The organism is Acinetobacter sp. ANC 3929 (assembly GCF_000369405.1).
In the GTDB taxonomy this organism is placed as follows: Bacteria; Pseudomonadota; Gammaproteobacteria; order Pseudomonadales; family Moraxellaceae; genus Acinetobacter.
On record NZ_KB850000.1, the window covers coordinates 880,633 to 896,930 of the forward strand.

Here is a 16,298-nt window from a genome sequence, read left to right on the forward strand (position 1 = left end):
ACTTACTTTTGGTGCTGATTTTTAGCAGCCCCGATAAAACTAGCAAATAATGGGTGTCCATCACGTGGTGAACTTGTAAATTCTGGGTGGAATTGTACAGCAATAAACCAAGGATGTTCAGGAATTTCTACAGTTTCAACTAAATGTTGTACGGATGAATAGCCTGAAATTTTCATGCCCGCTTCTTCAAGCGCTGGAATAAAGCGATCGTTCATTTCATAACGATGGCGATGGCGTTCTGTGATTTCAGCTTTACCATAAACTTCACGAGTCTTCGTACCTTCAACAAGCTCAGACTTTTGCGCACCTAAACGCATTGTGCCGCCCAAATCAGACTCAAGACTACGTTGCTGTAATTCACCACGCTCATCTAACCATTCAGTGATTAAACCAATGAGTGGATATTTCGTTGAACGGTTAAATTCAGTTGAACTTGCTTCTGGCATCGCTGCAACGTTACGTGCATATTCAATTACAGCCAATTGCATGCCTAAACAAATACCAAGGAATGGAATTTTGTTTTCACGTGCATACTGAATGGCTTTCATTTTGCCTTCAGTACCGCGTTCACCAAAACCACCTGGAACTAAAATCGCATCCGCCGTACTTAAAATGCTAATGTCCTGCTGTTCAAGCTCTTCAGCATTGACATAATCAATCTGAACTTTGACACGGTTTTGGATACCTGCATGTAAAAGCGCTTCATTGACAGATTTATAAGCATCTGGCAATTCTACATATTTACCAACCATTGCCACACGTACTGTGTATTCAGGATTCAGTAATGCTTCAACAACGTTGTCCCAATCTTCAAGATTTGCTTTTGGAAGATCGTTGTAACCAAAACGTTCACAAATTAAATCATCAACATTTTGTTCGTAGAACGTACGTGGAATTTGATAAATCGTTTTTGCATCTTTACAGACGACAACAGCACGAGCTTCAACGTTTGTAAACAAGGCAATCTTACGTTTCGTATCAACATCGACATCATATTCAGTACGGCAGATCAAGATATCTGGCTGAATACCAATAGAAAGCAGCTCTTTCACAGAGTGTTGCGTTGGCTTGGTTTTTAATTCAGCCGCAGACTTGATATATGGCAACAAGGTCAAATGCATCAGCATGGTACGTTTATGACCAAGCTCAACCATTAATTGACGTACTGATTCCATAAAAGGAAGTGATTCAATATCACCAACCGTACCGCCAATCTCAACAATTGCAACGTCGTAACCTTCACCTGCGCGAAGTACACGTTCTTTAATGTTGTCTGTAATATGTGGAATAACTTGAACCGTACCACCTAAGTAGTCACCACGACGTTCTTTATTTAAAACGTCTTGATATACACGACCACTGGTAAAGTTATTCAGTTTGGTCATTTTCGCACGACGTAAGAAACGTTCGTAATATCCCAAATCTAAGTCAGTTTCAGCACCATCCTCTGTGACGAAAACTTCACCGTGCTGAAATGGGCTCATGGTACCTGGATCGACATTAATGTATGGATCCATTTTTACCATAGTGACTTTTAAGCCACGAGCTTCCAAAAGTGCAGCAACAGAAGCAGCAGAAATACCTTTACCTAGTGATGAAACCACACCACCAGTGACAAAAATAAATTGGGTCATTGAGTTTCTCGTACAATCGAGCCGAAATCGGCCTACAATGTTGGGCAATTTTACTGTACTCTGCCCCTATAAAGCAAAGTCAAACCGCATCAATTCAAAGAACTATAAACAACTGGCTATTCTATCAGCATTTTCGATAAAAATTTACGGGATTTGTGGATTTTTCATCCATAAATTACGATGGGTAGCTCAAAACCACTTAAATCTGCATTTAAAATTGTGCATTCTTCACTTTCAAATTCTTTGCTGCTCGTCAGTTTAATTGCAAGCATTTATAAAATATAAACAAACTCAACAATGCACAGGGATTTCTTCACCTACATTTACTGTTATAATTGCGGCTGTCCTTATTTAATATGTTGTTTTAGCAATGGCAAATAAAAAACTTTTAATTTGTGCAGCACTTGCGACTGGTCTTTTATTAACTGCTTGTGTGAAAAAAGAAGAACCTAAAAACGAAGAGCAGCCAGAACAGGCAACAACTGAAACCCAGCCACAGCCTGAACCTGAAAAAATCCAAGAGTTCGAGTCTTTAGAAAGTGTTGACAAACACGAAGCTCCAGCACCTGTTGTTGAAACAACGCGTGAAGAAACACAAAATACGACGACTGAAATCCGTCGTGAGACTCGCCCTGCTCAAACTGAGACAGCGACTCCAACTGAAGAGCCAAAACCTGTAAAAGCTGAACAAAAGCCAGTAAAAACAGAGCAACCTAAGGCGGAGCAAACTGCTAAAGCACCAAAATCATCTGTACCAGCTCAAAGTGAAGATGATGCCGTTGCTGCTGCAATCGCCGCTGCTACCCCTGCATTAAACAACTAATGTTTTAATTGCTTGCTGTAAAAAGCCATGAACTGCATCAATTGCAGCTCATGGCTTTTTTATTTCTATGACATTAATAGCTCTTAAAAAAATCAGCCATTAAACGAGAGGCCCAAGACTTCACACTTAAACTCTCATAAAAACCACAATGACTGCCTTTCTTGGTTGTTACTACCGCAATATTTTCCATATGCTGAATTGCATCCTTATACGGTTCCAAATTTTTAATCGAACAAACAGGATCATCTTCTGAATTAAGAATCATCAGAGGAATTTTCACATTTTCAAACACATAAATCGGATTAATCGCTTGGCAATAACTCTGGTAATCCTGAAATCCCGCCATTTCAAAGTACTCTTTTTCAAACTCTTCCAAGCTTGTTGTGCTCAGTACTTTTTCGACAGAAGCAATCTGTTCCCATGTATTCTGATATGGATAAATAAAATATTTAAATAATTTTTTGGTCATCATTTTGCTATAAAAAGGATGAACATTTTTAAAACCAATCTCAGTGTTATAACCTGGACACATTGCGAAAGCTGCTTTAAATGGAGTATCTAAACCCTGCTCCCCCAAGTAACGCACCAATAGTCCTGTACCAGCTGAAGATCCTACTGCATATAAGTCTGATTTTGGAAACAAGTTTTGAATATGCTCCAGTTGTTCATTCAAATCACTGGTCGAACCGAAAAGAGAAATACGCGGCACAGGCATCGGCAGGCCTGCATGTCCTCGACGCAAACAAAGTGCAATTCGCCAACCTGTGTATTCATGTAGATCTTTCACTAACTCACGCATACTTTCAGGTGTTCCTGTAATGGTATGCATAATGACGACTGTCGGCGTTTCAGCAGGGAGATCATAGCCATACCATGCTATCGCAGTCACACCACCGTCCCGCATGGTCAGTTGATCTATCCGATCGTATTCAAGTTTTATGCTTTTCTTGCGAATGATATCAAAGTAAAGCAAATGAATATGGGTATTACTCAGCCAAGGCGTCGGACGATATTTTTGTTTAAGCTGCGGTAACTTTTCCAAAACATCTTTAATTTTCCCTTTCGGGTCATAATAAATTTTGGGCTGTTCAGCACCGAGAACTGAATCAAACAATGTTGAACCTAACACTTTAATTTTGTCTAAAGCCGATATTCCCATTCCAATAACCGCCTCTCATTGTGAGTTGAATGTTTGCCGCACTAAAGCTGCAACCTGTTGTCCCCAAATGGCATAAATTTCTTTGCTTGGATGAAAACCATCACTTGCCATAGGCAAGTCCATTGCCTGAAAAGCTTCAATATCATATTGAATAAATCGAAATTGTGACTGTGGCGCTAGCCATTGATGTAATGCTTGATTCATTTGCTCAGCATATTTTCCGAATAACCAAGCTAAAGGGTTTGGTAAAGCAGGAAAATGCTGCATTGGCGGTACACCAGACACAATAATCAACTTGGGTTGAAACTGTTGTTGTATATAGTTAAAAAGTTGTTTTTGCTGTTTCAACCAAGACTTTGCCGAAGTTAGCTTGGTGACATCATTGACACCGATTGAGGTAACGATTACATCATAACATTGCTGATCCAACTGTTTTACTGTTTGGTAAATTTGCTGAGTGGTATCACCTGTTTTAGCATGAAGCTTCCACGCTAAGTGATATTCATTTTGCAGCTCAGAAATGATTGCGCCAGATAAAGCATCTTGCTGAGTCTCAACCCCAACACCCGCCGCTGCCGAATCACCTAAAATCATTAGAGAAAGTGGCTTTCCTTGACCTATCACTCCTTGACGATCCCCACTGGCTTCCAAAAGACGTGGCGTATTCTTACGAACCTTTATACCTTGTATCAACAATATAGGTAATAATGCAAAAGTTGAAAGTTTTAACCACATTTTAATCTCTCAATATTACTTAGGTTATTTTTTGGACATTAATTCGGCTGATATTTGGCAAATCTTTCACCCATTTTTTCTGCCAATGCCGCCAAACCACTCATTGGACGAATCATTACTTCAAAATCAATAATTTTGCCTTGTTCATTAAAGCGAATCATATCAATCCCCTTTAAAGATTTACCGCTGACATTGGCACTGAACTCCAATACCACATTTGCACCATCTTCAGTATAAAACTCACGGTGATAAGTAAAGTTTTCAAAAACCTGAATCACATTGGTCAAAATAAAGAAAACTACATGTTTGCCTTCATATGGGTTATAGGCAACCGGTGAACGGAACACCACATCTTCCGCCAGTAAGTCGTTTAAATTTGATAAATCACCTGTTTTAATCATCTGATGCCAATTTGCAAGTGATTGCTTTGTTGTTTCCAGTGTCATTGTTATTCTCCCTTGAGATTTAATCGAAATGTCCGTGAGCATTTGCTAAATAGAAAATGCTCACGATCTGCTTATAACGTTGCTGCTAATTCTGCGCCTTGGCGAATCGCACGTTTTGCATCCAGTTCACCTGCTTCTTTAGCTCCACCAATCAGGTGAACACGCTTACCATCTGCTTGGAGTTGATCAAACATCGCAGTGTATGATTCCTGACCAGCACAAATCACCACGTTGTCGACATCAAGCACACGACTTTGACCATCCACCGTAATATGCAAGCCCTGATCATCCACTTTGTCGTAGCTTGCGCCCGCAATCATTTTCACATCACGATGTTTTAATCCTGTGCGATGAATCCAGCCTGTGGTTTTACCAAGACCAGCCCCGACAGATGCACTCTTACGCTGTAATAGATAAATTTCACGTTCTGACTTTTCTAATTCAGGTGATTTTAAGCCGCCCACATGCGCATAAGATGTATCAATGCCCCATTCTGCATAAAACTTTTCAGGATTTAAGCTGCCACTATCACCTTCATGAGTTAAATATTCCGCAGTATCAAAACCAATACCTCCCGCACCAATAATGGCAACGCGTTTACCGACAGGCACACGTTCTTTCAATACTTGGATGTAGCTCAATACTTTTGGATGATCAACACCTTCAAACTGCAATTGGCGTGGCGTAACCCCAGTTGCGATCACGATATCATCATAATTTGCTTGACTCAGTTCTTCGTAGGTTGCTGTATGATTGAGCACTAATTCAATATTGGGTTGTAATTCAATTTGACGTTTGAAATAACGTAAGGTTTCGTAGAATTCTTCCTTACCTGGAATGGTCTTCGCAATATTGAATTGACCACCGATCTGATTGCTTGCATCAAAAACTGTGACTTTGTGCCCACGACTCGCCGCATAAACCGCAAAGCTTAAACCTGCTGGGCCAGCGCCAATCACGGCAATGTTTTTAACTGCGTTCGCTTCTTTGAAAATAAGTTCTGTTTCATAACAAGCACGTGGATTGACCAAGCACGTTGCAATTTTCATTGAGAAAATATGATCCAGACAGGCTTGGTTACAACCAATACAAGTATTGATCTCATCACTACGGCCTTCGCTGGCTTTCAATACAAACTCTGGGTCTGCCAACATTGGACGAGCCATCGATACCATATCCGCATGGCCAGATGCCAATACATGTTCAGCCATTTCCGGTGTATTGATACGGTTCGAGGTAATTAAAGGAATTGAAACTTCACCTTTGAGTTTCTCTGTGACCCATGTGAATGCTGCACGAGGTACTTTGGTCGCAATCGTTGGAATACGTGCTTCATGCCAACCAATACCTGTATTGATAATCGTTGCACCAGCTTTTTCAATTTCTTTTGCAAGATAGATAACTTCTTCCAGCGTAGAACCGCCTTCCACCAAATCGAGCATCGACAAACGATAAATAAGAATGAAATTTTCGCCAACTAAATCGCGAGTACGTTTTACAATTTCAATTGGGAACCGAATACGGTTTTCATAACTACCGCCCCATTCATCATCGCGATGGTTAGTCCGTGCTGCAATGAATTCATTGATCAGATAACCTTCTGACCCCATAATTTCCACACCATCATAACCCGCATATTGTGCGAGCTTGGCACAGTTGGCAAAGTCATCAATGGTTTGCTGTACTTCCGCAGAACTCAATGCTTTAGGTTTGATTGGGTTAATGGGTGCTTGAATGGCTGAAGGTGCAACGATCTCAGGCTGATAAGAATAACGACCTGTGTGCAAGATTTGCATCGCAATTTTACCACCCGCATCGTGTACAGCTTGAGTGATCACTTTATGTTTTTCTGCTTCTGCAATGCTATCAAGCTTCGACGCATGGGCAAAGGTAAGACCTGCATCATTTGGAGCAATACCACCTGTTACGATTAATCCCACATCACCTTTCGCACGTTCTGCATAAAATGCGGCCATCCGCTCATAGCCTTGTGGTGCTTCTTCTAAGCCAACATGCATAGACCCCATAAGGACACGATTTTTTAAGGTGGTAAAGCCTAAATCAAGAGGCTTTAATAAATGTGGATAAGCTGACATGGTTTCTCCTTTGGCTCGCACTTTGCTAGCTAATGCAACTTGTTGCATAAAGTTATAAACAAGATTTGATTTTTATGCAACATATTGCATAATTCTGATGAGTCATTTTTTATTATGGAACATCATGTCACTCGCCCATGTTTTATTGACCAGCTTATTAGAGAAACCAAGTACAGGTTTTGATTTAGCTCGTCGCTTTGACCGTTCAATGGGCTTCTTTTGGAATGCGACTCATCAGCAGATTTATCGTGAACTTAGCGGTATGCTGAAAAAAGGATGGATTTCTACATTAGAAGAACAAACTGCCAACAGCCGTAAAAAAACGTATCAAGTTGAACAACTTGGAAGGATACAACTGGCTTCATGGATTGAACAACAAAGCGAACCTGCTCAACTACGTGATGACCTCATGGTCAGATTAAGAGCAGAAGCGCAACTCGGCGGCAATAATATTTTGCCCGAATTAGAGCGTCACTTGGTATTGCATAAGGAAAAATTAAGCCTTTATCAAGCCATTCATGATAAAGACTTTAAAGATAACGAACCAACCAATCGTGTTTTGTTTATCCATAAAATGATTCTGGAACTCGGTATCATTAAAGAAAATGAATGGATAAAATGGTTGGAACAAATGATTCCTCAGCTGAAGAAGTTTGAGGAAGCAAACGATATTGGAGAAAAATAATGCCGTTTTATACCATGCCCGATCAAGAAAAATTATTTGTACGACGTGTCGGTGAAGGCGAACCTGTGCTCGTCTTATCAGGGCTGGGTATGCAAAGCTGGCAATGGCTACCGTTCTTATTTGCCAATCGTAAACAATATGAATTTATCATTCCTGATTGGCGTGGTTTTGGCGGTTCTAAGAACTGCAACATTCCAAATTTAGATGCCATATCAAGCCACTGGAATGATGTTGATACGTTGATCCAGCAACTAAAACTCGATCAATTTATTTTGATAGGTTATTCCATGGGTGCAACCACGGCAATGCATGGCATGAAACACGGTGGCTTAGCATCCAAGCTCAAAGCCTATCTGCATATTGATCAAACGCCGAAAATTTCTGTTGATGACTCTTGGCAATATGGCTTATTTGGACAGAAACACCCTCAATTTAAAAAACTGTTAACTGATATTCAAACCTTGTTGCTTGATTATAAACACGCACAAACATTAGAAGATCTACCTAATGATGTTCGCTATAACCTTGTGAGCTTATGGGGAGATTTTATTGAACTGCAAGGCAGCAATAACTATACCCCTAAAATCGTTAAACTTGCTTTACACCGCCCGTTCTTACAAAAATATTTACTTCCGATTCAACGTTTAGATTATTTACTTTGGTATGTCGAAAACTATCTAAACCATGATGAAGACTACCGTGAAGCAATCAGCCAACTCAGTTGTCCAACAACATTCTTTATTGGCCGCGAATCTACGCTTTATCCAGAAACGGGACAAACACTGATTGCAGAAAGTTTAAGCAATGCAAAAGCGATTTATTTTGAACGCTCTGGTCATACACCGTTGATTACGGAACCCAAAAAATTCAGCCAAGAAATTGGTCACTTTCTTGCAGCTCAATCTATCCATTCTGCTTAATTCCAAGCCAATAAAAAGCCAGTCTTGAAGACTGGCTTTTATTTAACTTTAGTTTTTATGTCGCATTTGTTCAGCAACATCTAACAGGACTTGTGCTGTTCTGTCCCAGCCCAAACAACCATCTGTGACGGATTGGCCATAGGTCATGTCACAAGAAATCTTTTGATTGCCATCGACCAAATGACTTTCAATCATCACACCTCGTACTTTCGACTCAGCACGTTCTGCAATAATTTGCTGTAGAACTTGTGGCTGTAATAAAGGATCTTTACCACTATTGCCATGACTACAATCAATTACTAACGCAGGTAAATGCTTATGTTTGAAGTGCATGGCTTGGATCGAAGCCAAATCATAATTGGTTCCATGATTTGAACCACGTAAAATTAAGTGCGGTAATGGATTACCATGACTATGCAAAATTGCAGGTAAACCTTGTTGCGTCATACCCAAGAATTGATGACCATGCAGTGCTGATTGAATTGCGTCCAAAGCAATTTGAATCGAACCATCTGTACCATTTTTGAAGCCAATGCTGTACGGCATGTGACTGGCAATTTCACGATGAATCTGTGATTCGCTGGTGCGTGCACCAATTGCACCCCAAGCCAGTAAATCATCAAAATAGCCTGTGGCCATTGGGCTTAAAATTTCGCTGGCAATCGGCAAGCCTTTTTCGACGAGTTGTAAGTAAAGCGCACGAGACTTTTCTAAACCGAGTTGTAAATCTGATGATCCATCTAAATTTGGATCATACAAAAAACCTTTCCAGCCCACGGTAGTACGTGGCTTTTCAATATATGCACGCATCACTAAGAATATTTGATCTTTAACCTGTTCTTGTAATTGTTGTAGGCGATCAGCATATTCGAGTACTGCGATAGGATCATGAATCGAGCAAGGACCTGTAATCACCATTAAGCGATGATCATGTCCAGATAAAATATTCTGAATCGTTTGACGATGTTTTGAAACTTGCTGCGCTAAATTTGCAGACAAGGGATACTGCGCTTTGAGTTGTGATGGCAAGCTGAGCATTGATTCTTTTGTATGTGTTGGTTGTGTCAAAGCAGTATTTAAAGCATTCATTTTCAATTCCTTTGGACTGACCTTCTTCGCAGTCCTATCATTTATTTGAGCAAGTGTGATCTAAGCGATGTTGATTTTTTTGCAAAGTAAAACCAAGAAATCTTGCTAAAATATGAATAGTTAAATGTATACATGGTATTTCTCCTAAAATCATGATTGTTAAAGCATAAAAAAACCTGATCGGTGTTGCCGATCAGGTATTAACTGGTTGGGCAACCTTTTTTGCTGCCCGAAACGCATCAGGCAACTACATATATTGCCAAAAATAAAAGTATGCGTTTGTGTTTACAGTATGCTTTAACATGTTTATTTCAAATATCTAAAAAACTGTTCCTAACCCTTAAATTACGCACTATTTCAGCATTTGACAAGCACTTTTTATCTTTTTTTAATCAAAACTTCAAAATAGTAAAATTTGACCTTTCATGTTTTCATCCATAGAATAGTTGAAAAATAAATCAATTCGAGATTACGCCAATGAAGTAAGTTCTATTTCCATCGTCAAAATTATTCTTTCTTTTTGATGTGCAAAATAGACTTATCTATCGTTTAGCGATTGTCATTCTAAAATTTATCTCTATCTCGCTATTTTGCATATCCTGTTTATGAGGTTTCTTATGACTCAACAGGCATGTATTGTTTCACACTTATCACTCGAATTAACCCAGCAGAAATTGTTTGACCGTCTGAATTTCCAACTTCCTTTACATCAGTTTACAGGACTGATCGGACGTAATGGTCAAGGGAAATCGCTATTGATGTCTCTTTTGCACGAACAAACAGCATCCGAACTGCCCTATGCAGGTCAAATCTCTTGGCAATGCCCACATCAGCATCTTGCTCAACTCCAGCGTGTCCAAGCCAATACCATTGCTCAAGCCCTCGATATTGAAGATTTATATCTATGCTTTGAGCGTATCCAGCAAGGTACGGCATCATTTACGGATTACGATCTAGTCGAACATTTTTGGCACTTACCAACAGAATGGCAGCAACTTTTAGAAAGTGCAGGTTTGCCTACAGCACTAGAGACCCCGACTCAAAATTTGAGTGAGGGACAAAAAACAAAACTTGCTCTTTGCCGATTATTCCTATTGAAAGATCATTATCTGCTTTTGGATGAACCAAGCAATCATCTGGATGCCCAAGGACGACAATGGCTAATCGATCAAATGGCTCAACATCCTACAGGTGGACTCATCATTAGTCATGACCGACAGCTTTTAGCGCATGTACAAGGTATTTTTATGCTGAATCAGTTTGGCATGCATTATTACGGTGGTAACTACCCTCTGTATCAACAACAGTATCAAACACAAGTCGAAGCGTTATCACACGCTGTATTGCAAGAGAAACGCGAGCTGAAACAACTCAAGGAGCAACAACATCAAAGCCAAATGAAAGCGCTCAAGCGTAAAAAAGTAGGTGAAAAAATAAGAACTTCTGGCTCTCAAGCACCCATCTTATTGGATGCAAAAAAAGAACAGTCCGAGCAATCTCTTTCTCATCTACGCAAACAACAGAGTAAACAGCTTTCAGATGCAAAAGATGAATTACAACGCAAGCAAACCCAACTGGAACATCTCAAACCACAATCTTTTGAGTTTACTCATTCCACTGGTAGATCAGGAGAAATCTTACGTTGCCAGCAATTAAAACTTGCCTATGTGGAAACAAAACCTATTGATCTAGCGATGACTGTGGGAGAGAAATTGCATTTAAGCGGTGCAAATGGTACGGGTAAATCCACTTTACTCAAAACCATTCAAGGTTTGATTTCTCCGCTTACAGGAGAGATTTATTGCAAAGTAAGTTCTATTTATCTGGATCAAAATCTTTCATTACTCGATGAAAAGATATCTGCTGTTGAATATTTATGTGCTATTGATCAAAATCTGACTGAACAACAAGCCCGTACACACTTAGGAAACTTACAAATCCGTAGAGATAAGGCACTGAGTGCTTTAAGAAATTTAAGTGGTGGCGAACGCTTAAAAGTCGCTTTGCTGGGGTTGAAACAACAAACCGTTGAGCTGTTACTTTTGGATGAACCAGAGAACCATCTTGACATTGAATTTCGTGAATTACTTGCACAAGCGATTCGTTCTTATAATGGTGCTGTGATCTTAGTATCGCATGATAAAACTTTTGTTGAAGAATGTGGAATCAATGAAAGTTATTTATTGAGTTAAGCTTTCGGTGGTGTATATCAGCATGGTAAAAATGTGCACCATGCTGATTTCTGTTTAACGGACTAAACCTTGAGGTTGCAAAATAATCAGGCAAGCACCACAAAGAACAACGATCCCACCTAAAATATCCCAACGCGTCAGCATGACTTGATCGACATAGCGCAACCACATCAAGGCGGTAAAAATATAAATGCCACCATAGGCCGCATAAATACGACCTGATGCCGCAGGATGCAAAGTCAGTAACCAGACAAAGACTGCTAGGCTTAAAGCAGTCGGAATCCATAACCAATGCGATTTTCCTTGATTCAAAATTAAATAAGGAAAATAGCAACCTAAAATTTCAGCAATCGCTGTGACGAAAAATAACCCAAATACTTTAAGTACTTGGGTTATTGAGAAAGAAAGTTCAAACATTAAGCAGGTTCAGCACTCGGGTTAATATGATCTTCAAATACTTCCAATTTTAAACCAACATCTTTGCCATTTTCTGTTTTCACAGAAACCGCAACGTTACCACCATGCTCAGCAAGCTCACCAAACAAAATCATCTCAGCAAGTGGCTTTTTCAAATGCTCTTGAATCAAACGCTGCATCGGACGAGCCCCCATCAGACGGTCATAACCATTTGCTGATAACCAGTCACGAGCACTTTGATCCACTTCGAGTACCACTTGTTTCTCATCAAGCTGCGCTTGTAACTCGGTTAAGAATTTGTCCACCACCGAATCGATAATTGTCGTCGGAAGTGACTTAAATTGAATCACGCCATCTAAACGGTTACGGAATTCAGGCGAGAATGCACGTTTCATTGCATCCTGATTGTCTGCACTATGATCTTGTTCAGTGAAACCAATACTTGCTCGAACAATACTTTCTGCACCGATATTGGTCGTAAGCACAATGATCACATTTCTAAAATCAGACTTACGGCCATTGTTGTCTGTTAAAGCACCATGATCCATGACTTGTAACAACAAGTTGAATACATCTGGATGTGCTTTTTCAATCTCATCAAGCAAGAGTACACAATGCGGATTTTTGTGGATCGCATCTGTTAACAAGCCACCTTGATCATATCCAACATAGCCTGGAGGCGCTCCAATTAAGCGAGAAACTGCATGGCGTTCCATATATTCTGACATATCGAAACGAACTAACTCTACACCTAACAGTTTCGCCAGTTGTTTAGTAACCTCGGTTTTACCCACACCGGTTGGACCAGCAAAGACAAAACTTCCTACTGGTTTATCTGGTGCTTTCAAGCCTGCGCGAGATAATTTGATCGCTGATGCAAGTGCTGTAATCGCTTCATCTTGGCCAAATACAACACGTTTAAGATCACGCTCCAGATTCTCAAGTACAGACTTGTCATCTTTAGATACTGTTTTCGGCGGAATACGCGCAATCTTAGAAACAATATCTTCAATATTTTCAACCGAGATGGTTGTGCCATCGACTTCAGCTTTCAAACGGCGTTGTGCACCAGCCTCATCAATCACATCAATCGCTTTATCTGGTAAAAAACGATCATTGATAAATTTAGCTGACAATTCAACAGCAGCAACGAGAGCTTTATCATCATATTCAACATGATGGAAATCTTCGAACTTGCTTTTCAAGCCACGTAAAATTTCGATCGTTTCACCAATACTTGGTTCATTCACATCAATTTTTTGGAAACGGCGAGACAAAGCATGATCTTTTTCAAATACCTGACGATATTCTTGGAAGGTCGTTGATCCAATGCAACGTAAACTACCATTGGCTAAAGCAGGTTTAATCAAGTTTGATGCGTCCATGGTACTGCCCATACTTGAGCCTGCACCAATAATCATATGAATTTCATCAATGAATAAGATCGCATTTGGATTCTTTTTCAAAGCATTCAACAATTGTTTTAAACGCTTCTCAAAATCACCACGATATTTAGTCCCTGCAACCAAAGCACCAATGTCTAAGCTATAGACTTCAGCATGAGCAAGTGGTTTAGGCGCTTTACCATTGACGATTAACCATGCCAAACCTTCTGCAATCGAGGTTTTACCCACACCTGGGTCACCCACTAGAAGTGGATTATTTTTACGACGACGACATAAAATCTGAGCCGCACGCTCAATCTCTTTTTCACGTCCAATTAAAGGATCTGTTTTACCCTTCTGTGCTTCGATGTTTAAGTTAAGCGTGTATTGCTCAAGTGGCCCAGCATTCGCTGAAGCTGCACTTTCACCTTCAATATCCTCAACCTCTTCTTCAACCTGAATCTCATCTTTACGTGTGCCGTGAGATAAATATTGTGTCAACGTTAAACGATTGATTTGATGACGCTTTAACAAATAAACAGCAAAAGAATCTCGTTCCGAATACATCGCAACTAAAACATCCGCACCTTCAACCGTACGATCACCACCACTTGACTGAACATGGAAAATTGCACGTTGTAAAATTCGATCAAAGCTCTCGGTTGGATGAGGTGCCTGTTCACTATTATCACCAAGTTTTGGGGTATGTTGCTCTACATATTCCTCTAATTCTTTACGCAAAGTAACGATATCAGCACCGCATGCTTTTAATGCATTTACGGCTGAGTCGTTATCTAGCAAGGCTAGCAACAAATGTTCAACTGTCAGAAACTCATGTCTCTTTTGACGAGCCATGCTAACAGCCAAACGTAACGATACTTCTAATTGACGACTGAGCATGTAACCCCCTTATCTCTTGGGCTTAATCAAAAAAGAGAAATCTTTTCATGAAAAAGCTAATTATTGACTTGATCCGCTGAGCTTCTGTAATCGTTTTGAAGTTACGTCTACAAGCCTCTTTGCTTCATATCTTACTGTTAGCATTAGTTGAGTATCTTGGTCAAGATTCAAAACAAAGTATTGTTGTAAAAATTTAATTACAAAGAGAATAAGACTTATCTAATCGTTCAAAAAGTCAGCAAACCTGTTCTTCATTGATGAAACAGTATCAAACCTATGAAAATTTGTAATACGCCATGATCTTGTTTAAAGCCTAACAAATCATTTATAGCTTGAATATAAAGATAGTCAGTATATTGATTCATATTTTTAGCACAAAACAATATATATATGTTGATTGAGGAATTAGATCACAAGACGAAAGATCGCTTTACTTTCTTAACATTGTTACTCGCAACATAGTTACTCGTCTTGCGCATGAGGAATGAAACTCCGCAAGTGCATTGATTTGCTTAGAGCCTTCACTCATAGCATAGCTGGTCGTCTTACGCATGAGGAATGAAGTTCCGCAAGAGCGTTGCTTTTCTTAACGCTGCTCAGGTTCGATCTGGCACAACAAAGGATGACCTTGAGCTCGTGCATAGTTATTCACCTGATTTGCTTTTGTTTCAGCAATATCGCGAGGATAAATACCTGCAGTACCTTTCCCTTCATAATGTACCGTCAGCATCACTTGACTGGCTTGATCAATATCCATACCAAAATAACTTTGCAATACCTCAATGACAAAATCCATTGGTGTGTAATCATCATTCATTAAAACAACCGCATATAAAGGCGGCCGTTTTAATTCAGGAGGGGCTGTCTGTACAACCACCTCACCCTCATGATCCTCTTGCGAATCACTTAAACGTGGACTTAAGTGCCAGTCAACATAACCAGATTGATGAAAAGAATTTTTCACTTCACTTAAATTCATTTGACGTTTATATCTTCGCATATTGAGTTCTTAATCTAAAAAATTATTGAGCGTTAGCTTCAGCTTGCGGTATTTCTGACACAAAAGCTGAGCCAACATCGACAGGCTTGCCACGTTGCCAACTAAAACGTTTAATGACTGGCGTACCAACTCCAGTTAAACGCACTTCGATAAATTGAGGGATAAAGCCCTTAGGCATTGTCCAACGCCCCGTTAAACGTTCAAAATCATCAAAGTTAAAGTTTTTATCTTCTAAAGGTACAACGAGAACCTCTGTATCTTTAATTAAACGTAACTCAACCGAACCTGTGGCACGACGTTTAGTTGGGCTGACTTGAACAAGATCAATTTGATATTCAAAAGCATTTTCTGGCAAAGACTTAATTGCCATATTTTGAATGGTTAAACTTACACCACCACGCTGTTTCAAAATGTCACGATAAATCGTATTCATCCCTTCAAACTGCGCTTTATCTGCATTGGCTTGGTTTACAGCTTTAAATAAATCATCAGCATTACCTACCGCCATATCACGTTCTTGAACAGCAGCATTCAGGCTCTTGGTCACAGAATCTAATGCAGTTTTTTGTTTCTGAACCACATCCACCAATTGCTCAGCATCTGCATCATAACCAACCACAGTTAAACCCTGACGATGACCTACCGTATAACCAAGCGTAAAACTACCGCCGATCAGAATCACGGCACCAATAATCAAAGGTAAATTCGTTTTTAAGAATTTATTTTTTTCAACGGAACTGTCTGGTGAAGTAGTCGGTTCAACGTTTTCCATCATCATCTCTATCTTTATGATCTACATCAAAGCACACATTAGAAT

Annotated in this window: 14 protein-coding genes; 4 read left to right on the top strand and 10 right to left on the bottom strand. The window is 39.8% G+C overall.

From position 1 onward, the window contains the following. Positions 1 to 2: 2 nt before the first annotated feature. Positions 3 to 1,634 (bottom strand): CTP synthase, encoded by a 1,632-nt coding sequence (locus tag F909_RS04185; protein WP_005153312.1) that lies wholly within the window; start codon positions 1,632 to 1,634, stop codon positions 3 to 5. A gap of 370 nt (positions 1,635 to 2,004) precedes the next feature. Between F909_RS04185 and F909_RS04180 the strand changes: the two genes are divergently transcribed. After that, entirely contained in the window at positions 2,005 to 2,457 is a 453-nt protein-coding gene (locus F909_RS04180) for a hypothetical protein (protein WP_005153313.1), read from the top strand. 73 nt (positions 2,458 to 2,530) lie between these two features. On the opposite strand, the gene F909_RS04175 is transcribed toward F909_RS04180, so the two are convergent. From F909_RS04175 to F909_RS04160, 4 genes are all read right to left on the bottom strand, one after another. Next, a complete protein-coding gene (locus F909_RS04175; protein WP_005153317.1) occupies positions 2,531 to 3,616 on the bottom strand; it encodes a YheT family hydrolase in 1,086 nt (361 codons plus the stop codon). Positions 3,617 to 3,631: 15 nt separating this feature from the next. Beyond that, positions 3,632 to 4,351: an SGNH/GDSL hydrolase family protein gene (locus F909_RS04170; RefSeq protein ID WP_005153318.1), complete on the bottom strand. Its 720-nt coding sequence runs from the start codon at positions 4,349 to 4,351 to the stop codon at positions 3,632 to 3,634. A gap of 38 nt (positions 4,352 to 4,389) precedes the next feature. Continuing rightward, on the bottom strand, positions 4,390 to 4,797 hold the full coding sequence (locus F909_RS04165) for a nuclear transport factor 2 family protein (protein ID WP_005153319.1): 408 nt from the start codon (positions 4,795 to 4,797) through the stop codon (positions 4,390 to 4,392). Between the two features lie 71 nt (positions 4,798 to 4,868). Further along, positions 4,869 to 6,893, bottom strand: a complete 2,025-nt coding sequence (locus tag F909_RS04160; protein ID WP_005153328.1) for an NADPH-dependent 2,4-dienoyl-CoA reductase — start codon at positions 6,891 to 6,893, stop codon at positions 4,869 to 4,871. Between the two features lie 124 nt (positions 6,894 to 7,017). Between F909_RS04160 and F909_RS04155 the strand changes: the two genes are divergently transcribed. Next, positions 7,018 to 7,578, top strand: coding sequence for a PadR family transcriptional regulator (locus F909_RS04155; RefSeq protein ID WP_005153330.1), 561 nt, complete (start codon positions 7,018 to 7,020; stop codon positions 7,576 to 7,578). Further along, entirely contained in the window at positions 7,578 to 8,498 is a 921-nt protein-coding gene (locus F909_RS04150) for an alpha/beta fold hydrolase (RefSeq protein ID WP_005153333.1), read from the top strand. Before F909_RS04155 ends, F909_RS04150 begins: the two co-directional genes overlap by 1 nt. A 48-nt stretch (positions 8,499 to 8,546) precedes the next feature. Here the strand turns inward: F909_RS04150 and F909_RS04145 are convergent, their stop codons facing one another. Further along, positions 8,547 to 9,587, bottom strand: a complete 1,041-nt coding sequence (locus F909_RS04145) for a 3-deoxy-7-phosphoheptulonate synthase (protein WP_005153336.1) — start codon at positions 9,585 to 9,587, stop codon at positions 8,547 to 8,549. Positions 9,588 to 10,204: 617 nt separating this feature from the next. Between F909_RS04145 and F909_RS04140 the strand changes: the two genes are divergently transcribed. Beyond that, positions 10,205 to 11,779 carry an ATP-binding cassette domain-containing protein gene (locus tag F909_RS04140; RefSeq protein WP_005153339.1) on the top strand — a complete coding sequence of 525 codons (1,575 nt, stop codon included), beginning with the start codon at positions 10,205 to 10,207 and terminating at the stop codon, positions 11,777 to 11,779. Between the two features lie 54 nt (positions 11,780 to 11,833). Here F909_RS04140 and F909_RS04135 read toward each other — a convergent pair whose 3' ends face one another. The 4 genes from F909_RS04135 to F909_RS04120 all read right to left on the bottom strand — a co-directional run bounded on the left by F909_RS04135 (position 11,834) and on the right by F909_RS04120 (position 16,253). Beyond that, the gene (locus tag F909_RS04135) at positions 11,834 to 12,196 is read right to left on the bottom strand and encodes a YnfA family protein (RefSeq protein WP_005153342.1); all 363 of its coding nucleotides are present in this window, start codon (positions 12,194 to 12,196) and stop codon (positions 11,834 to 11,836) included. Next, positions 12,196 to 14,481: an ATP-dependent Clp protease ATP-binding subunit ClpA gene (gene clpA / locus F909_RS04130; protein WP_005153344.1), complete on the bottom strand. Its 2,286-nt coding sequence runs from the start codon at positions 14,479 to 14,481 to the stop codon at positions 12,196 to 12,198. The genes F909_RS04135 and clpA overlap by 1 nt, the downstream gene beginning before the upstream one ends. 586 nt (positions 14,482 to 15,067) lie before the next feature. Beyond that, positions 15,068 to 15,481 (bottom strand): ATP-dependent Clp protease adapter ClpS, encoded by a 414-nt coding sequence (clpS, locus tag F909_RS04125; protein ID WP_005153345.1) that lies wholly within the window; start codon positions 15,479 to 15,481, stop codon positions 15,068 to 15,070. Between the two features lie 22 nt (positions 15,482 to 15,503). Beyond that, entirely contained in the window at positions 15,504 to 16,253 is a 750-nt protein-coding gene (locus tag F909_RS04120) for a DUF6776 family protein (protein ID WP_005153347.1), read from the bottom strand. Between the last annotated feature and the right edge of the window lie 45 nt (positions 16,254 to 16,298).